Below are 19,497 nucleotides of genomic sequence, written 5' to 3'. Positions count from 1 at the left end.
TTGCGGCAGCTGAGACAAGACGCCGCCCCGGCTTGTGACTACTGAGGGCCGTTGGTCAGGGAGAGGTTGAACGCGTAGCGGGACGCGCGGTAGACGTGCCAGCCGTACTCGACCACGCGTCCCGTGTCGTCGTACGTCGTGCGCTGCATGGTCAGCAGTGCCGCGCCCGGCGGTTCGTCCAGCAGCTCCGCGTCCTCTTCGGTCGCCAGCCGGGCACCGATGTGCTGCTCCGCCGCGTGCAGCCGGACCCCCGCCGAGCGCAGCAGCTGGTAGAGGCCCTTGGCGCGCAGCTCCTCGTCCGTCGGGTCGATGACGCCGTCGGGCAGGTAGTTGTTCATCAGGGCGAGCGGCTCGCCGTCGGTCGAGCGGATGCGCGTCAGCCGTCGCACCCGCGTCAGGCCCGGGGCCTCCAGCAGCGCGGCCACCTCGGCGTCGGCGTCCTCGACGTTGTTGGCCAGCACCACCGACTCCGGCTTGCCGCCGAGCCCCGAGAGGTCGTCGAAGAGGCTGCTCAGCCGCAGCGGCCGCGCCACCTTGGTCCGGACGACCTGGGTGCCGACGCCGCGCCGCCGCACCAGCAGGCCCTGGTTGACCAGCGTCTGGATCGCCTGGCGCACGGTCGGGCGCGACAGCCGCAGGTTCGCCGCCAGGTCCACCTCGTTGCCCAGCCGGGCCCCCGCCGGCAGCCTGCCGTCCTCGATCGCGGCGTGCAGCTGCTGCGAGACCTGGTGGTAGAGCGGTTCGGGGCTGCCCGGGTCCAGCACGATCTCCCGGCCGGGGTCCCAGGCCGGGTGCGTGACGTCCACGCGGGACGACGGCGGAGGGGTGCTCACCGCCGGAAGCCTACCGCCATCCGCGTCACCGGTAGGGATGACCTGTTGTCCATATGTCTTGACAAAGTCTCCGGCCGCTGGCACCGTCGATTCCGGGCCGATCGACGGTCCCGAGCGAGCCGAGGGAGCGACTGTGACCGACCTGGTGCGGCGTCTCGTCGCCAAGCGCGTGCACGACCCGGGAGCGATCGGCGAGGCGGCCGCGAACCGGGTCCGGGCCACATCGCTCTTCAACCACAGCGACCGCATGATGATCATCGCCGCGGACCACCCCGCACGCGGCGCCAACGCCGTGGGCGGCGATCCATCGGCCATGGCCGACCGGGGTGAGCTGCTGGAGCGGCTGTGCCTCGCGCTGGAACGCCCCGGCGTCACCGGCGTGCTGGCGACCGCCGACGTCATCGACGACCTGCTGCTGCTCGGCGTGCTGGACGGCAAGACCGTGCTGGGGTCCATGAACCGGACCGGGCTGGCCGGGTCGAGCTTCGAAATCGACGACCGTTTCGCCTGCTACGACGCCGAAACGATCGAGCGGATGCGGTTCGACGGCGGCAAGACGCTCACCCGGATCTGCCTCGAAGACCCGGCCACGCCCAGCGTCCTGGAGAACACCGCGAACGCGGTCAACGCACTGGCCGACCGCAAGCTGATCGCCATGGTCGAGCCGTTCCTGTCGGTCTGGACCGACGGCCGGGTCAAAAACGACCTCTCCCCCGACGCCGTCATCAAGTCGATCACGATCGCCGCCGGGCTCGGCCGCTCGTCGGCCTACACCTGGCTCAAGCTGCCGGTGGTGGACGACATGGAGCGGGTGCTCGCGTCGTCGACCCTGCCGGCCGTCCTGCTCGGCGGCGAGGTCAAGGACCCGGACGCGGCCTTCGCCGCCTGGCAGCGCGCGCTGACCCAGCCCACCGTGCAGGGCCTGGTCGTCGGGCGCTCGCTGCTCTACCCGCACGACGGTGACGTCGCCAAGGCCGTCGACACCGCGGTGGGGCTGTTGTGAACCCGTCTCGCGCCACTACCGGTAGGAGCACCGTGAACACCATCGAACACTGGATCGACGGCACCGCCACGCCCGCGGGCTCGACCCGCACGGCACCCGTCTTCGACCCGGCCACCGGGAAGCAGCAGGCTCAGGTCCTGCTCGCCGAAGCGTCCGATGTGGACACCGCGGTCGCGGCCGCGGGCAAGGCCTTCGAAGCGTGGGGCGACTCCTCGCTGTCCCAGCGGACCAAGGTGATGTTCGCCTTCCGCGAGCTGCTGGTGAAGCACGAGGACGAGCTCGCGCGGATCATCTCGAGCGAGCACGGCAAGGTCGTCGACGACGCCCGCGGCGAGATCGTGCGCGGCCGCGAGGTCGTCGAGTACGCCTGCGGCATCGCCGACGCCCTCAAGGGCAGCTTCTCCGACCAGGTCTCCCGCGACGTCGACGTCCACGACTTCCGCCAGCCGCTCGGGGTCGTCGCCGGGATCACGCCGTTCAACTTCCCGATCATGGTCCCGCTGTGGATGCACCCGGTCGCGATCGCCACCGGCAACACGTTCGTCCTCAAGCCGAGCGAACGCGACCCGTCGGCGTCGAACTTCGTCGCGCGGCTCTACGCCGAAGCCGGGCTGCCCGACGGTGTGTTCAACGTCGTGCACGGCGACAAGGTCGCGGTCGACGCGATCCTGGACCACCCGGACGTCGCGGCGGTGTCGTTCGTCGGCTCGACGCCGATCGCGAAGTACGTCCACGAACGCGGAACCGCGGCCGGCAAGCGCGTGCAGGCCCTCGGCGGGGCGAAGAACCACGCGGTCGTCCTGCCCGACGCCGATCTCGAGTACGCGGCCAACCACCTGACGGCGGCGGCGTTCGGCTCGGCCGGGCAGCGGTGCATGGCGATCTCGGTCGGCGTGGCCGTCGGGGCGGCCGGCGACAAGCTGGTCGAGGTCCTCGAGCGCAAGGCCCGCGAGGTCAAGGTCGGTCCCGGCGGCGACCCGGCCAGCGACATGGGCCCGGTGGTCACCGAAGCCGCCCGCGAGCGCGTGGTGAACTCCGTCGCGCGGGGCGCCGAGCAGGGCGCGACGGTGGTGGTCGACGGCCGCGGCCTGACGGTCGAGGGCCGTGAGGAAGGCTTCTTCGTCGGACCGTCCCTGCTGGACAACGTCACCACGGAGATGGACGCCTACCGCGAGGAGATCTTCGGCCCGGTGCTGGCGGTCGTGCGCGCGCAAACGGTGGACGAGGCGATCGCGATCATCAACGCCAACCCCTACGGCAACGGCACCGCGATCTTCACCGGCAGCGGCGAGGCGGCGCGCAAGTTCCAGCGCGAGGTGAAGGTCGGCATGATCGGCGTCAACGTGCCGATCCCGGTCCCGATGTCGTACTACTCCTTCGGCGGCTGGAAGGACTCCCTGATCGGCGACAGCCCCATCCACGGTCCGGCGGGCGTCCGCTTCTACACCCGCGCGAAGGTGGTGACGACGCGTTGGCCGCACACGAGTACCTCAGCCGCCTTTACCTTCCCCACGTCCAGCTAACCGGAATACCTGTCTCCGTTTCTTGGTATCGTGGCCGTCATGGGTTACCGAGGTCCGCTCCCGAAGAACGCCGTCGACCGCGTCAACACCTGCGTGGGCTCGCTCCGGACGTCCCCGCGCTGGGGCCGGCTGGTCCGCCGCCACCTCACCCAGGTCACGTACACGGGACGCCGGTCGGGCCGCACGTTCACCACGCCGGTCGGCTACCGGCGGGCCGGTGACGTCGTCACGATCGGCGTCAGGCTGCCGGACGCGAAGAACTGGTGGCGCAACTTCACCGGCGACGGCGGCCTGCTGGCCCTCGAGCTCGACGACGCGGAGCGCACCGGCCACGCGGTGGCGCACCGCGACGAGAAGGGCCGCGTCACGGTGACCGTCCGGCTGCACGACGACGAAACCGCCTAGCGGGCCATCCCGTGCCAGAGCAGTTCGGCGAGACCGGCCGCGTCGCCGCGCCAGTCGCCGTCCGGGTCGAGCAGGAGCAGCCCGGCCAGGCCTCGCAGCACCACCATCGGGTCGAGGTCCGGCCGCACGGTCCCGGCCGCCTCGTTGGCCTTCAGCAACGTCGAGACCGCGCCGACCATCGCCTCGTAGGCGCTCGCCGGCAGCTCGCCGCGGGACGCCGTCGCGCGGCGCAGCGCGTCAGCGAGTCCCTTCTTGGTCATCATGTAGTGCGCCAGGTGGTCGGTCACCCACGCCCGGAACGCCTCGTCGGCGGCGTACTTCTCCAGCAGTACCGGCACGATGTCGACGATGTGCCGCACCTCGCGCTCGTACACCGCGAGGATCAGCGACTCCGGCGTCGGGAAGTGCCGGTACACCGTGCCGACGCCGACCTCCGCCTGCTTCGCGATCGCGTTGAACGAGACCTCGCCCGTCTTCGCCAGCGACTCCGCGGCGGAGACGAGGATGCGCTCGTGGTTGCGCCGGGTGTCCGCGCGCCGGGGGCTGACCGATCCCGTCGTCATCGTCCTCCCGTTCCTCGTGCCGTCGCGCCGAATCTAACCCAGACCTGGAGCGACTCCAGCATGTCCGGTTCGTTGCGAACCGGATTGTAATCCGCTAGCCTCGCGAACGGGTGAAGCGGATGAGTATCCGCTCCCCGATCGCCGCCACCACCACCGTCAGGTACCCATCCGGACGAGCTGCGGAAAGAGACCAGTGGAAATCTCACTCGAAGTCAATGGCAGTACCGAACACCTGGACGTCGATCCGGGGGTGACCCTGCTCGACGCGCTGCGCGAGCGCCTCGACGTCACCGGCCCGAAGAAGGGCTGCGACCGCGGGCAGTGCGGCGCCTGCACCGTGCACGTCGGCGGCCGGCCCGTGCTTTCGTGCCTCACGCTGGCGGCCACCGTCAGGCAGCCGGTGACCACCGTCGAAGGACTGTCCACAGAGGACCGTCTGCACCCGGTGCAGCAGGCCTTCGTCGACCAGGACGCCCTGCAGTGCGGGTTCTGCACCGCCGGGCAGGTCATGTCGGCGGTCGCCGCCGTCGAGCAGGACGTCGAGGACGTACGGGAGTTCATGTCCGGCAACCTCTGCCGGTGCGCGGCCTACCCGAACATCGTCAAGGCCGTCGAGCAGGCGAGGCGGGCCGATGCGTCCCTTTGAGCTGACCGCCCCCACCACCGTCGAAGACGCCCTCGCGACCCCCGGCACGTTCCTGGCCGGCGGGACGACGCTGGTCGACCTCATGAAGCTCGACGTCCTCACCCCGCGGCACGTCCTGGACATCAACCAGGTCCCGCTGCGCGGCATCGACACGAGCGACGGCCTGCGTTTCGGCGCGCTGGAGCGGATGAGCGCCATCGCCGCGCACCCGCAGGTGTACCCGGCGATCTCGCGCGCGCTGCTGCTGAGCGCGTCCCAGCAGATCCGGAACATGGCCAGCATCGGCGGGAACCTGCTGCAGCGCACGCGCTGCTCGTACTTCCGCGACGTCTCCACCCCGTGCAACAAGCGCGAGCCCGGCAGCGGCTGCTCGGCGCTCGGCGGCGCCAACCGGATGCACGCGATCTTCGGCTCCAGCGACTCGTGCGTCGCCACGCACGCCAGTGACGTGGCCGTCGCCCTGGTCGCGCTCGACGCGCGCCTGCGGCTGGCGGACGCCGAAGGCACCCGCGAAGTCGCCCTGCGCGACTTCTACCAGGTGCCCGGCGACACCCCGGCGCTGGAGAACGACCTGCGCCCCGGCGAGCTGATCACCGAGGTCACCGTGCCGAGGCTGGACTGGGCGGCCAACTCCACCTACGTGAAGGTGCGCGACCGGCAGTCCTACGAGTTCGCGCTGTGCTCCGCCGCCGTCGCGCTCGACGTGCGGGACGGCGTCATCGCCGACGCGCGGGTCGCGGCCGGCGGCGTCGGGACGGTGCCGTGGCACCTGCCCGCCGTCGAGGACGCCCTGCGCGGCGCCCCGGCGACCCAGGCCTCCTTCGAGGCCGCCGCGGCCGTGGCCGCCGACGGCGCGCGCCCGTTGTCCGACAACGGTTTCAAGGTGTCGCTGCTGAAGCGGACGATCGTCCGCGCCCTGCTCGAACTGACCGAGGGGAGCTCCCGATGATCACCCGGCTCGACGCGCCGCTGAAGGTCACCGGCGGGGCCAAGTACGGCGCCGACCACACCTTCCCCGGCCAGGTCTACGGCTACGTCGTGCTCAGCACGGTCGCCCACGCCGAGATCGAGGCGATGGACTTCTCCGCCGCGCGGGACGCACCCGGCGTCGTCGGCGTGTACTCGCCGTTCGACCCGCTGGAGCTCAAGACGGCGACCTCGCCGCTGTTCGGCGAGACGTGGGTCCCGCTGCAGACCAAGGAAGTCACCTACTACGGCCAGCCGATCGGCTTCGTCGTCGCGGAGACGTTCGAGCAGGCCCGGGACGCGGCGGCGCTCGTCACGGTCGGCTACCGCGAGCTGCCGGCCAAGACGTCGCTCTCCGCCGGCCTCGCCGAGGCCGAAGACGCGCCCCCGGGCCGCGACGGCGAGGGGTCGACGCTGGAGATCCTCGAGGACGGCGTCGAGTCCATCGACGACGCGTTCGCCGCGAGCCCGGTGGTCGTCGAAGCGACGTACTCGACCGCGACGCAGAACCACGCCGCGATGGAGCCCCACTCCGCCGTCGCGGTGTGGGACGGCGGCGAGGTGACCGTCTACAGCGGCAACCAGGCGTCGAACCTGCAGGCGATGGAGCTCGCCAGCGCGCTCGACGTGCCGCTGGAAGCCGTGCACTGCGTGAACCCGTTCGTGGGCGGCGCGTTCGGCGGCAAGGGACGCACGTCGTCGCCGGCGTTCCTCGCCGCCGCGGCGGCCCGCGACCTCGGCCGGCCGGTGAAGTCCACCCTCGCCCGCGAGCAGGTCTTCACCGCGACCGCCGGCCGCGCGGCGACCGTCCAGACGATCAAGCTCGGCGCCGAGCGGGACGGCAGCCTCGTCGCCCTGAGCCACGACTCCTGGTGCAGCACGGACACCGCGCGCTCGTTCGTCGAACCGACGTCGCACGGCACCTCGCGCGAGTGGTACGCGACGCGGAACCTGGCCATCAGCCAGAAGATCGTGCCGCTGAACGTCCCGCCGACCACGTTCATGCGCGCGCCCGGCGAGGCACCCGGCTCGTTCGCGCTGGAGAGCGCGATCGACGAGCTCGCCGAAGCGCTCGGCATGGACCCGATCGAGCTGCGGATCAAGAACAACTCGACCGCCCCGCCGGGCAAGGACCTGCAGTGGTCGAGCAAGCACCTCGACGAGTGCTTCCGCGTCGGCGCGGCCCGGTTCGGCTGGCAGCACCGCCGTCCGGGCGGGCACACCGACGGCGACTGGCTCGTCGGGATGGGCGCGGCGACCGCGATGTTCCCCGCCCTGCGGTTCCCGGCCACCGTCGGCGTCACGCTCAACGCGGACGACACGGCCGTCGTCGCGACGAGCGGCGCGGACCCCGGCACCGGCCTGCTGACCGTGCTTTCCCTCGTGGGCGCGGAGTCGCTGGACATCCCGGCCGACCGGATCACCCCGAAGCTCGGCGACTCGGCGCTCCCGCCGGGCGGCCTCTCCGGCGGTTCGACGGCGACGGCGAGCGCGGGCACGGCGATCATGATCGCCGCGACCAAGGCGATCGACGAGCTGGTCGCCCTGGCGTCCGACCCCGGCGCGCCGTTCGAAGGTGCCGAAGTCACCTACGCCGACGGCCGCGTCTTCGCGAACGGGCAGACCATGACGTTCGGCGAACTGCTGCGGGCGCTGGGCCGGGAGACGCTCGAGGTGACCGGCTCGTCGGCACCCGGCGAAGAGCTGACCAAGCACTCCTTCAGCTCGTGGGGCGCCCAGTTCGTCGAGGTCCGCGTGCACAAGTGGACGCGCGAGGCCCGGGTGTCGCGGATGCTCGGCGTGTTCGACGCGGGCCGGATCATCAACGACAAGGCGGCCCGCAGCCAGCTGATGGGCGGCATGATCTGGGGCATCTCGGCCGCGTTGCACGAGGGTCTGGAGATCGAGGCCAACGGCCGGCTCGCGAACGGCGACTTCGCGAGCTACCTGCTCCCGGTGAACGCCGACATCCCGGAGGTCGACGTCCAGCTCGTCGAGTACCCGGACACCCTGCACAACGCGGTCGGCGCGCGCGGGGTCGGCGAGATCGGCACGGTCGGCATGGCCGCGGCGGTCGCCAACGCCGTGCACAACGCCACCGGTATCCGGGTCCGGCACATCCCGATCACCATCGAAGATCTGCTCGAGGACTGACGCTCGGGGCGGGGCGCGCACGCGTGTCCCGCCCCTGGCGTTCGGCCACCTGGCGCAACGGGCCCGGCGCCGTTATCCATCCGCGACAATTCCCGCGACGGTTCGCCCATGACGGCGGTCCGTCCCCGGTCCTAGGCTGACGGGCGCTCGTCCGATCTTCCTCGAAGGGACCCCCCGGCATGACCGACCCCGTCGTCCCCACCACGTCCGGCGCGGTCCGCGGTCACGTCACCGCCGCCGGCTTCGCGCTGTTCCGCGGCATCCCGTACGCCGCCGCGCCGGAGGGCGACCTGCGCTTCGCCGAACCCGTCCCGGCCCCGCCGTGGGAGGACGTCCGCGACGCGAGCAGACCGGGGCCGACCGCACCGCAACGCCGGCACGACGTGCCCGGGCTCGACCTCGCCCCCCTCACCGGCACCGGCTGGCGGCCGGGCCCGGAGTACCTGACGGTCGACGTCTGGACCCCGCAGCTCGGCGCGGCCGGCCTGCCCGTGCTCGTGTTCGTGCACGGCGGCGCGTTCCTCGGCGGCACCGGGTCGGCGCCGGTCTACGACGGCACGTCGTTCTCGCACGCCGGCGCGGTGCTCGTGACCGTCCAGTACCGCCTCGGCGTCGACGGCTTCCTGCCGCTGGACGGCGGCGCGACGAACCTCGGGCTGCGCGACCAGCTCGCGGCCCTGCAGTGGGTCCAGGAGAACATCGCCGGCTTCGGCGGCGACCCCGGCAACGTGACCTTCTTCGGCGCCGCCTCAGGCGCGGTCAGCGTCGCCTGCCTCCTCGGTTCTCCCCTCTCGGCGGGACTCTTCCGCCGAGCCATCGTCCAGAGTGGACACCCGGACATGGTGCGCGACTTCGTCCAGGCGCGCCGTCTCGCCCGGGTGATCGCCGACGAGCTGAAGGCCGAACCGACCGCCGAGGCGTTCCGGAAGGTCTCGACCGAGCAGCTGCTCGACGCGCAGGACGCCGTCCTGCGGCCCGGTGGCGCCCCCGACCTGCGCGACGCGCTCGGCTACGACCGCGGGTACGGGCTCAGCCCGTTCCTCCCGGTGTTCGGCGACGACGTCCTGCCGCAGCACCCGGCCAAGGCGATCCGGGCGGGCGCGGGCCGCGACGTCGACCTCGTCGTCGGCAGCTGCAGCGAGGAGATGCGGCTCTACCTCGTGCCCACCGGCGCGCTCGACGCGGTCACCGACGACCAGGCCGTGGCGTCGCTGGCGGTGTCGCACCCCGACCCGGCCGGCGTGCTCGTCCGCTACGGCCTCGGCGCGGACCGCTCGGCGGGCGAGGTCCTCGTCGCCGCCCTGACCGACCTGGTCTTCCGCGACGGCGTGCGCGACCTGGCCGAGCACCACGGCGGCCGGACCTTCCGGTACGAGTTCGAGTGGGGTTCGCCGCTGCTCGACGGCAGCCTGGGCGCGTGCCACGGGCTCGAGCTGCCCTTCGTGTTCGACGCGCTGGGGCCGGTGTCCGGGCCACGGAGCCTGCTGGGCGAGCACCCGCCGCGGGAGCTGGCCCGCGACCTGAACAGCGCCTGGTACCGCTTCGCCGCCACCGGGTCGCCGGGCTGGGCGGAGTACACGGGCGAGGACACGATCTTCCACACCTACTGACGAACACCCCTGCCCCCACCCCGGGGGCGGTTGACGACGCCCCCGCCGCGCTGCCAGGCTCAGACCGCCCGGACGGCCGGACGAAATGGGGACCAACCGATGCCCGAGGCGGGCTCTGCCGCGCCGCCGCGCGCGCTCGTTCGCACGCTGTTGCGCAGCGGAACACCCGCGGAACCGGCCGAGCCCCCCGACGAGCACGGCGACCTCGCCGCCATCGGGGACGCGACGCTCGCCCGCGCCGCGCGCTACTGGGTCGTCGTGCCGCTGGCCTACCGGATCGCGGCGTTCGTCAAGGTGTTCATCGGGTTCGCCGCGGCCAACGGCAGGCTCGGGCTGGGGCCGGTGCTGGCCGCCACGGTGTTCGCCGTCGCGGCCAACACCGCCGCCGTGGCCTGGGTGCTGCGCTCGGGCGGGCTGCGGGCCCGCGTCACCGGCCGAGCACTGGGCCTGGACCTGGCCGTCGGGGTGGCGCTCAACTTCGCCGTCGCGGCGACGGCCCCGGCGTCGGTGCAGCCGTTCGCCGTCGACGTGTCCTGGACCTGGCTGGTCGGCGCGGTGGCGATGTGGGCGGGCACGTCCGGGCTGCCCTCGGCGCTGTGGCTGGTGGTGGCGGCCGTCCCGCTCCGGGCGGCGCTCACGCTAGCCGGCGGCCTCCCGCTGACCGACCAGCTCTCCGTGACGCGGTCGATCGGCTGCATGGTCGCGCTGGGCGTGGCGATCGTGCTCGCCGCGGGCATCCTCATCCTGCTCGGCGCCGGCACCCGGTTCGCGGTCGACATCGGGATCCGGCGCGGGCGCGAGGCCGAGCGCCGCCGGACGCGACGCATCATGCACGACAGCGTGCTGCAGACGCTGGAAGCGCTTGCCATCTCGGCGCCGGGCGACGACGCGCACGCCGTGAGCAGGCTGTCGGAGGTGCGATCGGTGGCCAAGGCCGAGGCCGCCGAGATCCGCCGCCAGATCACCGAGCCCATCCCGAACGGGACGACGCGCGGGTTCGCGGTCGAGCTCGCCGACGTCGCGACCGAGATGGCCCGCGACGGCCTGCGCACCCAGCTCGTCGCCGCGGACTTCGCCGACGACGACAAGCTCTCCCAGGACCGTCGCACGGCGATGTGCGAAGCGGTGCGGGAAGCGTTGCGCAACACGGTGAAGCACTCCGGGACGAAGCAGGTCGTGCTGCGCGTGGAGGAGCGCGACGGCGGGATCGCGGTGGTGGCGCGCGACCAGGGCGAGGGCTTCGACGTCCGCGAGCGGCCGCCCGGCTTCGGCATCACCCAGTCGATCGTGGCCCGCCTGGCCGAGGTCGGCGGCCACGGCACGGTGGACTCCCAGCCGGGCCGCGGCACCCGCGTGACGATGTGGGTGCCGAGCTAGTCAACGCATCTGCGCCGGCAGGCAAGACCGCGGTGGCGTCCGGGGCGCACCATGCCCGGACCAAGCCATCGCGGGAGGAGAATCCCATGTCCGACGCACTGCGCCGGGACGCGCTGGGCACGCCGGGTGTCGTCTTCCTCGTGCTGGCCGCCGTCGCGCCGCTCACCGGCATCGTCGTCATCGCCGCACCGGGCATCGCGCTCGGGAACGGCGGGGGCATGCCCGGCGCGTTCCTGCTCGCCGCCGTGATCCTCGTGCTCTTCGGCGTCGGCTACGCGCAGATGAGCAAGGTCGTCACCGGCGCGGGCGGGTTCTACGTCTACGTCACCAAGGGGCTGGGCCGTCCACTCGGCCTGGTCGCGGCGCTGATCGCGCTGCTGGGCTACAACTGCTTCGTCGCCGGCGCGGGGTCGACGTCAGCGCGAAGGTGCTCGGGGTCTCGCTGGTCCTGGAGGTGTCGATCCTGCTCGTCCTGGACGTCGCGATCGCCGTCCGGACCGGCCTCGACGTCCACGCCTTCGCGCCCGGCGTGGTCTTCTCCGGCTCGGTCGGGGTCGCGTTCCTGTTCGCCTTCAACGCTTTCGTCGGCTTCGAAGCCACCGGGTTGTTCAGCGAGGAGGCGCGTGACCCGCACCGGACGATCTCCCGCGCGACCTACACGGCGATCGTGCTCATCGGTGTCTTCGCCGCGGTCACGACGTGGGCGGTCGTCAGCGCGACGAGCGTCGCCGAAGCCGGACGAACGCGGCCAACGGCGCGCCGTACGTCGCCAGCGGGACGCAGATCGGGGTGGCGACGCTGATCGCGGCGGTGTACGCGCTGGCCGGGCTGGACCCGCTCGCCGACCTCACGGCCAGCATGACCGGCATCGGGACGCTCGGGGTGATCGCCCTGCAGGCACTGGCCGGGGTCGCCGTCGTCGCGTTCTTCCGCAAGCGGCGTGACCCCCGGATCTGGCGCACCGCGGTGGCTCCGGGCCTCGGCGGGCTGGGCCTGATCGCGGTGACGACGCTGGCGTTCCTCAACTTCCCCACCCTCGCCGGGTCCGAGGCGCCGGCGATCGCGTTGCTGCCGTGGCTGCTGGCGGTGGCGGTGGCCGGCGGGCTCGCGCTCGCGGTGTCGCTGCGGAGTCGCCGCCCGGACGTCTACGCGGGCCTGGACGAGCTCGGCCTCGAAACGGTCTCGGGCTAGGCCGCGCGCCGGGCGTCGCGCTCGGCGGCCAGGCTCGCCCGGCAGGCCGCGGTCAGCCGGGGTAAACGAGCTCGGCCTCGAAACGGTGTCCAGCTAGGCCGCGCGCCGGGCGTCGCGCTCGGCGGCCAGGCTCGCGCGGCAGGCCGCCGTCAGTCGCGCGGTGGCGGCGCTGCCGCCGTGACCGCACCGCGGGCAGGTCATCGAAACCCCGAGCGACAGCTCGTCGACGGCGACGCACAGCTCGGTCCGGCAGCCCCGGCACCAGCGGTGCCGGGTAACCGGGCTGACGTGTGCCGGCGAGGCGACGCACTGGTGGATCCACCGGCCGTGCACGTGACAGGTCAGGCGGTCGTCCGGTGCCAGCAGGCCGACGTCTTCGGCGTCGTCCTCGGTGGCGAGCAGGACCAGCAGGCTGCGGACCCGGGTGGTGGTGCACGTCGTGGTGGTCATCGTGAGCCCCTTTCCCTACCTGTTCGTCGAAGCGGGGCCGCCCGGATCGACATCCGGACCTGATTGGCCGGATCTCGGCGGTTCTTGGCATTCCAGCCACTGCCGGTGCCGCGCGAAGATCGCTAACTTCGGCGGGTGTCGAAATTCCTGCTCTCGGTCCACGTCCTGGCGGCGATCCTCGCCGTCGGCCCGGTCGCCGTCGCGGCCAGCATGTTCCCCGCCACCGTCCGGAAGGGCGATCTCAAGATCGCGAAGACGCTGCACCGGATCTGCCGCGTGTACGCCTACGCCGCCATCGCGGTCCCGGTGTTCGGCTTCGGCGTCGCGGGCACGATGCACGTCATGGGCGACCCGTGGCTGCTCGTGTCCATCGGGCTGACCGCCATCGCGGCCGCGGTGCTCGCGGCCCTGGTACTGCCGCGGCAACGGCGCCTGCTGGCCGAGGAGTCCACTTCGGACAAACTGAGCAGGCTCGCGATGGTCACGGGGGTGTTCAACCTGCTGTGGGCGGCGGTGACGGTGCTGATGATCGTCCGCCCCGGCTCCTCGACCGGCGCCTAACCCGGCACCCGGACCGCGACGAAGTCCGGCCGCTGCCGCAGGACGAAGCCGAGCGAGAGGTAGAGACGGATCGCGGAGGTGTTGCTCGCGGCCGCGTGCATCATCGGCGTCTCGCCGCGCTCGACGATTCCCGCCGCCACCGCGTGCACGAGCCGCGTCGCGAGGCCCTGCCCGCGGTACGCCGGGTCCGTGCACACCGCGCTGATCTCGGTGTGGCCCGGCGGGTGCAGCCGCTCCCCGGCCATCGCGACCAGCGCGCCGCCCCGCCGGATCCCGAGGTACGTGCCGAGCTCGATGGTCCGCTTGCGGAACGGCCCCGGCTTCGTCCGCTCGACGAGGTCGAGCATCTCCGGCACGTCCGCGAGCCCCAGCCGGACGGCCTCCGGGTCCGGCGCGGCCGCGACGCTCTCGGCGACGAGCTGGACACCGGGCAGCGCGTCGAGCACCTCCCAGCCCGACGGCGGGCGCGCGGCGGTGGCGGCGAGCACGACGACGGCTCCCGGCCCGGCGAGCTCGGCGACGTCGAGCCAGTCCCGCTCGTCGGGCGCGTCGGGAAGGCCCAGGAAGGGAGCCACGTCCTCGGGGTAGCGCACCGCGCGCCCGCGCCGTTCCGCGAAGCGGGCGTGTGGGCCGGTCAGCGACGCCCAAGTCGGGTTGTCGAGCGGAGAAGCCATGTCGCCAGGATGCTCGAAACCGCCGTTCGCGCGGCGGCGCTCCCACATCCTGAGCGGGCGCTCAGCCGACCGTCGTCAGCTCGTCGTCCGAGAGCACGCCGGACCCGGCCGACACGATCAGCCTGCCGCCGTCCACCTGGTAGGTGTAGTCGCCGTTCTTCGCGACGAAACCGTCGCCCGAAGCCTGGGCGGGCAGCACGATGTGGGTGTCGTCCGAGGCCGCCTGCCCGCGCGCCTGACCGTCGTAGAAGACCCGCCCGTCGGGCACCTGGCAGATCGTGATCAGCGACTTCGCCGTCTGCGCGACCAGCAGCGCCGTCCCCTGGCCGCCCGGCAGGTACCGCGCCGCGTCCCCTGGGCACGGCTTCCCCGCTGGCGTCGACGACGGCGAAGCCGACGTGGACGGCGTCACCGGCGGGGTGACGGCGTTCGCGGTCGTGACGACGGTCTTGGTCGTCGGCAGGGCGGGCGTCGTGTACGCCGGGAACGGCCCGGAGGCGTCCGGCGAGGGCTTCGAGCGGGCGGTGAACAGCAGGACCCCGCCGATCGCGACGCCGGCGACCAGCATCAGGGTCAGCAGCACCCACAACGCCCGCGCTCGAGCCCGGCCCGGGGCCAGGCTCGAGCAGGTGCCGCACCGTCCGGCCGCGGGGTCGTTGACGGCGCCGCACTGCGCGCACATCCAGGGGGCACCCGCCATCGGGCCTCCTTCTCCCCCCTCATCGTCACCGACGCGGGCGCGGGCTGCAACGCCCCGTTACGCCCGCTGGACGACGTTGACCATCCACGGGATGCCGAACTTGTCGACGCAGGCACCGAATTCGTCGCCCCACATCTGCTTTTCGAACGGAACCGTCACGGTTCCGCCCTCGCTCAGCTTGTCCCAGTAGCCGCGCAGATCGCCCGCGTCGTCGCCGCTGAGGCTGACCGTGATGTTGGTGCCCGGGTTGTAGTCCATCCCGGTGGGGGTGTCGGACGCCATGAGCGTGTAGCCGTTGTCCGTCTCCAGCTGGGCGTGCATGATCTTGTCCGCGTCCGCTCCTTCGGGTGAACCGAATTCCCCGAAGGTGTTCACCTTCAGGGTGCCGCCGAAGACGCTCTTGTAGAACTCCATGGCCTGCCGAGCTTCGGCGCGGAAGCTCAGGTACGGGTTGAGCACGGTAGCCACTGCGATCTCCTACTCCTCGAACGAGAGCAGCATCTTCGCAGAAGCCCGTGACCTCGACAAACGCGAGAATTTCAGACGACGAACCGGCGGTGCGCGTGCGGTTCCAACGGCAGCGCGCCGTGCAGGGCGGCACGGGCGCGCAGCTCCAGCGCGCGGTCGAGGGGCGCGGCTCCGGCGGCCGGCGCGGTGTGGAACGTGCCGCGGTCGAAGAGGTACACGAGCGCGAGCTTGCGGTCGCGGCGCCCGCCCGGCTCGGCGAACTCGACGGTCGCCGACCGCAGGCAGCCGCCGTAGCCCGCCCGGGCCAGCCGGTCCGCGACGTCGACCAGGTCGCCGGTCAGCACGCGCAGGTCGTGGTTGCGGCGCCAGCACCGGACCGTCGAGCGGCCGTAAAGGTCCTGCGTCACCAGCGGGTGCACCGGCAGCCGCGCCGACGTCGCGGCGATCAGCTCCGCTTCGGTGCGGGCCAGGGCGTCCCCGTCCACCTTGAAGCCGACCGTGCCGCCGCCGGTGGGCGTGAGGCCGAGCGCGGCGCGCATCCGCGGGGCGGCCGCGGCGAGGGTGTACAGGGACTGCAGGTGCGGACGGGACGTCCAGTAACGGACGAGCTTGTGGTCCAGCAGGGTCACGGGCGGTGTGTCCTTTTCCGGTCGAGAAGGCCGCCGGGCCGGGCGCTCTGGCAATGTCCACAGTGGACGTCAGGCGCGGGGTCGCGGGGTCGGAAAGGACAGCATGCGCCCGCGGCACCGGTTCCGTCCCGGAACCACGCCGGCACGCGGCGAACGGCAGCACTTCGCCGCCGAACGGTCACTCCGGGTCAGGTTCAGCCGATCAGCGGTATCCCTTTCGCCTCACGCGGAGGTGATCACGACCTTCCCGAAGTTCTCGCGGCTCCGGAACCGCTCGCAGGCTGCCCCGGCGTCGTCGAAGGAATGAACGCTGTCGACGACCGGCTCGACCGGCCGCACCGCGAGCTGCCGCAGGAGGTCTTCGGTGTCCTCGCGGCTGCCGACCCAGATCTTCCGCACGGTCGCACCGCTGCGGAACAGGTCCATGAACTCGACCGGAGCACCGCCGGTGCCGACGAACCCGACGAGCGCGATCTCGGCGTGGTGCGTCCCGGCGGCGACGAGCGACTGCGCGAACGTGCCCGGTCCGCCGACCTCGACGATCCGGTCCGCGCCGCGGCCGCCGGTGGCGTCGAGGACCGCCTTGCCCCACTCGAGGGTCGCCCGGTAGTCGAGCACGGTGTCGGCGCCGAGCGCGGTCAGCTTCGCGGCCTTCTCCGGACTGGACGTCGTGGCGACCACCCGCGCGCCGAGCACCTTGGCCAGCTGCAGGGCGAACAGCGACACCCCACCGGTGCCGAGGGTGAGCACGACGTCGCCCGGCCGCACGCCGGCGAGCGACGTCCAGGCGGTGACGGCGGCACACGGCAGCGTCGCCCCTTGTTCGAAGGTCAGCGAATCCGGCAGCGCGACGAGGGCGTGCTCGGAGACGGCGCGGTACTCGGTGAGCCAGCCGTCCTGCCCGTTCCCGTAGCCGACCAGAGAATCCGGCAGCCGTCCCGCGATCCAGTTCGAGTGGAAGGCGTTGATCACCCGGTCGCCCACGGCGAAGCGCGTGACGCCCTCGCCGACCGCGGCGACCTCGCCCGCGGCGTCGGAGACCGGGATCAGGCTCCCGGGCCCGTTGGTGAAGTGGTCGCCGTCGAGGATGAGCAGGTCCCGGTAGTTCAGCGACGTCGCCCGGACCCGGACGAGCACCTCGCCGCGCCGGGGCTCCGGAACAGCCTCTTCACGCTGGACCAGCTTGCCGGATTCGGGGCGATAGACGCGCACCGCCGACCTCCTCATGTTAATCGATTGGCTAACATCGACCATGGCACAGCCGCCCGCGCTCCGGCAACCAAGGGATACTCGGACCATGGCCAGCCGCACCGCGACCCCCTTGGACCACCCGGCCCTCGAGGACGTCACGTTCGCCGAGGCCCTGGAAGCCCTGCGCGACCCGTATCGGCTGGCCATGGTCGCCGCACTCGCGCGTGAACCCGGCCAGTCGTGCGGCGCGATCATGCCGCCGGTCAGCAAGCCCGCCGCATCCCGGCACTTCAAGATCCTTCGCGCGGCCGGCCTGCTGAAGCAGTGGGACAGCGGCACGCAGCGGCTGAACGCGTTGCGCCGCGAGGAGTTCGACGCGCGCTTCCCCGGTCTGCTCGACCTGGCTCTCGCCGAAGCCGCCCGCTGAACCGGGAGCTTCCTCGCCAACCAGACATTTAGCGTTGCTAATAGATCTGAGTCAGAGCTACCTTGGCGACATGACCGAGCTCGCCGAACGACTGCTCGGCGCCGTCCAGGGGATCCGCCGGGTGGTGCGCCGCCGCGTGCGCGCCGAGGTGCCCGGCTTCCCGCTGCCCGGCGCCCAGGTCGAGGTCCTGCGCGTCGTGGCCGATCAGCCCGGCATCGGCGTCGCCGCGGCCGCGCGCGAACTGCACCTGGCCGCCAACTCGGTCAGCACGCTGGTGAACCAGCTCGTCGACGCCGGCCTGCTGCGCCGCGAAGCCGACCCGGCCGACCGGCGCGCGGCCCGGCTGGAGGTCACCGGCGCCGCGCGCGACCGGATGGCGTCGTGGCGGCGCGCCCGGACCGGGCTCGTCGCCGAAGCACTCACCGGACTGTCCGAAGAGGACACGGCAGCGATCGAACAGGCGTTGCCCGCCCTCGAAAAGCTCATGGGCATCCTGAAGGAGCAGCCATGACCGAACCCGCGGTGCGGTGCACCGGCCTGAGCCACTCGTTCGGGACGACCCGCGCGGTGGACGGCGTCGACCTGGAGATCGCGCCCGGCGAGGTGTTCGGCCTGCTCGGCCCGAACGGGGCGGGCAAGACGACGACCCTCCGGATGATCACCACGCTGCTGCCCACCGCGGCGGGCCGCATCACGGTCTTCGGCGTCGACGTCACGCGCCGCCGGATGGCCGTGCGGCGGCTCATCGGCTACGTCCCGCAGCAGCTGTCGGCCGACGGCGCGCTCACCGGCCGCGAGAACGTCGCGTTGTTCGCCCGGCTCTTCGACGTGCCGCGCGCCCGGCGCGACGGTGAGGTGCGGCGCGCACTGGACCTCGTCGGGCTGGCCGGCGAAGCCGATCGCGTCGCGAAGGGCTACTCCGGCGGCATGATCCGCCGGCTCGAGCTCGCCCAGGCCCTGGTCAGCTCGCCGCGGCTGCTGATCCTCGACGAGCCGACGATCGGGCTCGACCCGGTCGCCCGCTCGGCCGTGTGGGAGCGGATCACGCAGATCCGCACCGACACCGGCATGACCGTGCTCGTCACCACCCACTACATGGACGAGGCCGAGCAGTACTGCGACCGCGTCGCGCTCATGCACGCCGGCCGGATCCGGGCGCTGGGCACCCCCGCCGACCTCGAGACCGACCTCGGCCCGGGGTCCACATTGGACGACGTGTTCCGGGCGGTCACCGGCGACCGCCTCGAAACCGACGAAGGAGGGATCCGCAGTGTCCGTGCCGCTCGCCGCACCGCCCGCCGTCTCGGCTGACCCCGGCCCGCTGCGCCAGGTGCGCATCCTCGCCGCCCGCGTCGGCGCGATGTGCCTGGTGGAGCTACAGAAACTGCGCCGCGACCAGACCGAGCTGCTCACCCGGGCGATCCAGCCCGCGCTGTGGCTGCTGATCTTCGGGGAGACGTTCACCCGGCTGAAGGCGATCCCGACCGGCTCGACACCGTACCTCGACTACCTCGCGCCCGGCATCCTCGCGCAGTCGGCGTTGTTCATCTCGATCTTCTACGGCATCCAGATCATCTGGGAACGCGACGCCGGCGTGCTCGCCAAGCTCCTGGTGACGCCGACGCCGCGGGCCGCGCTCGTCGCCGGGAAGGCGTTCGCCGCCGGCGTCCGCGCGCTCGTGCAGGCCCTGATGGTGCTGATCCTGGCCGCGATCCTCGGCGTCGGGCTGACCGTGAACCCGCTGAAGCTGCTCGCGATGGCCGTCGTGCTCGTGCTCGGGTCGGCGTTCTTCTGCTGCCTGTCCATCGTGATCGCCGGGATCGTGCTGTCGCGCGAACGGCTGATGGGCATCGGCCAGGCGATCACGATGCCGCTGTTCTTCGGCTCGAACGCGCTGTACCCGGTGGACCTGATGCCGTCGTGGCTCAAGGTGCTCAGCCACGTCAACCCGCTGAGCTACCAGGTCGACGCGCTGCGCGGGCTGCTGATCGGCACCCCGTCGCACCTCGGGCTCGACTTCGCCGTGCTGACCGCGGCGACGGTCGCCGCGATTTCGGTCGCTTCGGCCCTGCTCGGCAGGTTGGCCCGTTGAGGCACATGTCTCACCGAACGGAAGCTTCATTCCC

23 protein-coding genes are annotated in these 19,497 nt (G+C 72.3%); 15 read left to right on the top strand and 8 right to left on the bottom strand.

The features are described 5' to 3' along the window. Positions 1-38 precede the first annotated feature (38 nt). On the bottom strand, positions 39-833 hold the full coding sequence (locus ACZ7PG_RS50285; RefSeq protein ID WP_470246340.1) for a GntR family transcriptional regulator: 795 nt from the start codon (positions 831-833) through the stop codon (positions 39-41). Positions 834-966: 133 nt separating this feature from the next. Here ACZ7PG_RS50285 and ACZ7PG_RS50280 point away from each other — a divergent pair, with 133 nt between their 5' ends. The 3 genes from ACZ7PG_RS50280 to ACZ7PG_RS50270 are packed head-to-tail and all read left to right on the top strand — an operon-like array spanning position 967 to position 3,764. Then, positions 967-1,836 carry a Cgl0159 family (beta/alpha)8-fold protein gene (locus ACZ7PG_RS50280; RefSeq protein WP_470246339.1) on the top strand — a complete coding sequence of 290 codons (870 nt, stop codon included), beginning with the start codon at positions 967-969 and terminating at the stop codon, positions 1,834-1,836. Between the two features lie 32 nt (positions 1,837-1,868). Next, on the top strand, positions 1,869-3,359 hold the full coding sequence (locus tag ACZ7PG_RS50275; protein ID WP_470246338.1) for a CoA-acylating methylmalonate-semialdehyde dehydrogenase: 1,491 nt from the start codon (positions 1,869-1,871) through the stop codon (positions 3,357-3,359). Between the two features lie 39 nt (positions 3,360-3,398). Next, positions 3,399-3,764, top strand: a complete 366-nt coding sequence (locus tag ACZ7PG_RS50270; protein WP_470246337.1) for a hypothetical protein — start codon at positions 3,399-3,401, stop codon at positions 3,762-3,764. On the opposite strand, the gene ACZ7PG_RS50265 is transcribed toward ACZ7PG_RS50270, so the two are convergent. Then, positions 3,761-4,327, bottom strand: a complete 567-nt coding sequence (locus tag ACZ7PG_RS50265; RefSeq protein WP_470246336.1) for a TetR/AcrR family transcriptional regulator — start codon at positions 4,325-4,327, stop codon at positions 3,761-3,763. The two genes, ACZ7PG_RS50270 and ACZ7PG_RS50265, sit on opposite strands and share 4 nt — an antisense overlap. A 193-nt stretch (positions 4,328-4,520) precedes the next feature. Here ACZ7PG_RS50265 and ACZ7PG_RS50260 point away from each other — a divergent pair, with 193 nt between their 5' ends. The 7 genes from ACZ7PG_RS50260 to ACZ7PG_RS50230 all read left to right on the top strand — a co-directional run bounded on the left by ACZ7PG_RS50260 (position 4,521) and on the right by ACZ7PG_RS50230 (position 12,271). After that, positions 4,521-4,973: a (2Fe-2S)-binding protein gene (locus ACZ7PG_RS50260; RefSeq protein ID WP_470246335.1), complete on the top strand. Its 453-nt coding sequence runs from the start codon at positions 4,521-4,523 to the stop codon at positions 4,971-4,973. Next, complete coding sequence (locus ACZ7PG_RS50255; RefSeq protein WP_470246334.1) at positions 4,960-5,922, top strand: FAD binding domain-containing protein; 963 nt, start codon at positions 4,960-4,962, stop codon at positions 5,920-5,922. The genes ACZ7PG_RS50260 and ACZ7PG_RS50255 overlap by 14 nt, the downstream gene beginning before the upstream one ends. Next, the gene (locus ACZ7PG_RS50250) at positions 5,919-8,093 is read left to right on the top strand and encodes a xanthine dehydrogenase family protein molybdopterin-binding subunit (protein WP_470246333.1); all 2,175 of its coding nucleotides are present in this window, start codon (positions 5,919-5,921) and stop codon (positions 8,091-8,093) included. Before ACZ7PG_RS50255 ends, ACZ7PG_RS50250 begins: the two co-directional genes overlap by 4 nt. A gap of 179 nt (positions 8,094-8,272) precedes the next feature. Continuing rightward, positions 8,273-9,703, top strand: coding sequence for a carboxylesterase/lipase family protein (locus tag ACZ7PG_RS50245; protein ID WP_470246332.1), 1,431 nt, complete (start codon positions 8,273-8,275; stop codon positions 9,701-9,703). A gap of 99 nt (positions 9,704-9,802) precedes the next feature. Continuing rightward, the gene (locus ACZ7PG_RS50240; protein WP_470246331.1) at positions 9,803-11,080 is read left to right on the top strand and encodes a sensor histidine kinase; all 1,278 of its coding nucleotides are present in this window, start codon (positions 9,803-9,805) and stop codon (positions 11,078-11,080) included. Between the two features lie 427 nt (positions 11,081-11,507). After that, positions 11,508-11,882: a hypothetical protein gene (locus ACZ7PG_RS50235; RefSeq protein ID WP_470246330.1), complete on the top strand. Its 375-nt coding sequence runs from the start codon at positions 11,508-11,510 to the stop codon at positions 11,880-11,882. Further along, positions 11,870-12,271, top strand: a complete 402-nt coding sequence (locus ACZ7PG_RS50230) for a hypothetical protein (protein WP_470246329.1) — start codon at positions 11,870-11,872, stop codon at positions 12,269-12,271. Before ACZ7PG_RS50235 ends, ACZ7PG_RS50230 begins: the two co-directional genes overlap by 13 nt. A gap of 93 nt (positions 12,272-12,364) precedes the next feature. Here the strand turns inward: ACZ7PG_RS50230 and ACZ7PG_RS50225 are convergent, their stop codons facing one another. Further along, positions 12,365-12,721, bottom strand: coding sequence for a hypothetical protein (locus ACZ7PG_RS50225; protein WP_470246328.1), 357 nt, complete (start codon positions 12,719-12,721; stop codon positions 12,365-12,367). A gap of 135 nt (positions 12,722-12,856) precedes the next feature. Between ACZ7PG_RS50225 and ACZ7PG_RS50220 the strand changes: the two genes are divergently transcribed. After that, the gene (locus ACZ7PG_RS50220; protein ID WP_470246327.1) at positions 12,857-13,282 is read left to right on the top strand and encodes a DUF2269 family protein; all 426 of its coding nucleotides are present in this window, start codon (positions 12,857-12,859) and stop codon (positions 13,280-13,282) included. Here ACZ7PG_RS50220 and ACZ7PG_RS50215 read toward each other — a convergent pair. The 5 genes from ACZ7PG_RS50215 to ACZ7PG_RS50195 all read right to left on the bottom strand — a co-directional run bounded on the left by ACZ7PG_RS50215 (position 13,279) and on the right by ACZ7PG_RS50195 (position 16,965). Beyond that, complete coding sequence (locus tag ACZ7PG_RS50215; RefSeq protein WP_470246326.1) at positions 13,279-13,956, bottom strand: GNAT family N-acetyltransferase; 678 nt, start codon at positions 13,954-13,956, stop codon at positions 13,279-13,281. The two genes, ACZ7PG_RS50220 and ACZ7PG_RS50215, sit on opposite strands and share 4 nt — an antisense overlap. Before the next feature lie 61 nt (positions 13,957-14,017). Beyond that, a complete protein-coding gene (locus ACZ7PG_RS50210) occupies positions 14,018-14,656 on the bottom strand; it encodes a hypothetical protein (protein WP_470246325.1) in 639 nt (212 codons plus the stop codon). A 57-nt stretch (positions 14,657-14,713) separates the two neighbouring features. After that, positions 14,714-15,124, bottom strand: coding sequence for a VOC family protein (locus ACZ7PG_RS50205; protein ID WP_470246324.1), 411 nt, complete (start codon positions 15,122-15,124; stop codon positions 14,714-14,716). 71 nt (positions 15,125-15,195) lie between these two features. After that, a complete protein-coding gene (gene pspAB / locus ACZ7PG_RS50200; protein WP_470246323.1) occupies positions 15,196-15,753 on the bottom strand; it encodes a PspA-associated protein PspAB in 558 nt (185 codons plus the stop codon). A gap of 222 nt (positions 15,754-15,975) precedes the next feature. After that, entirely contained in the window at positions 15,976-16,965 is a 990-nt protein-coding gene (locus ACZ7PG_RS50195) for a zinc-dependent alcohol dehydrogenase family protein (RefSeq protein ID WP_470246322.1), read from the bottom strand. Positions 16,966-17,050: 85 nt separating this feature from the next. On the opposite strand from ACZ7PG_RS50195, the gene ACZ7PG_RS50190 reads away from it, so the two are divergent. From ACZ7PG_RS50190 to ACZ7PG_RS50175, 4 genes are all read left to right on the top strand, one after another. Then, positions 17,051-17,371, top strand: coding sequence for an ArsR/SmtB family transcription factor (locus tag ACZ7PG_RS50190; protein ID WP_470246321.1), 321 nt, complete (start codon positions 17,051-17,053; stop codon positions 17,369-17,371). A gap of 70 nt (positions 17,372-17,441) precedes the next feature. Next, the gene (locus ACZ7PG_RS50185) at positions 17,442-17,882 is read left to right on the top strand and encodes a MarR family winged helix-turn-helix transcriptional regulator (protein WP_470246320.1); all 441 of its coding nucleotides are present in this window, start codon (positions 17,442-17,444) and stop codon (positions 17,880-17,882) included. Beyond that, on the top strand, positions 17,879-18,682 hold the full coding sequence (locus ACZ7PG_RS50180; RefSeq protein ID WP_470246319.1) for an ABC transporter ATP-binding protein: 804 nt from the start codon (positions 17,879-17,881) through the stop codon (positions 18,680-18,682). The genes ACZ7PG_RS50185 and ACZ7PG_RS50180 overlap by 4 nt, the downstream gene beginning before the upstream one ends. Continuing rightward, entirely contained in the window at positions 18,642-19,463 is an 822-nt protein-coding gene (locus ACZ7PG_RS50175) for an ABC transporter permease (RefSeq protein ID WP_470246318.1), read from the top strand. The genes ACZ7PG_RS50180 and ACZ7PG_RS50175 overlap by 41 nt, the downstream gene beginning before the upstream one ends. Positions 19,464-19,497: the final 34 nt, after the last annotated feature.

It is taken from the genome of Amycolatopsis sp. NPDC114504, assembly GCF_055633595.1.
Note: the sequence above shows the minus strand (reverse complement) of the source record. Positions and strands in the feature narration are given on the sequence as shown.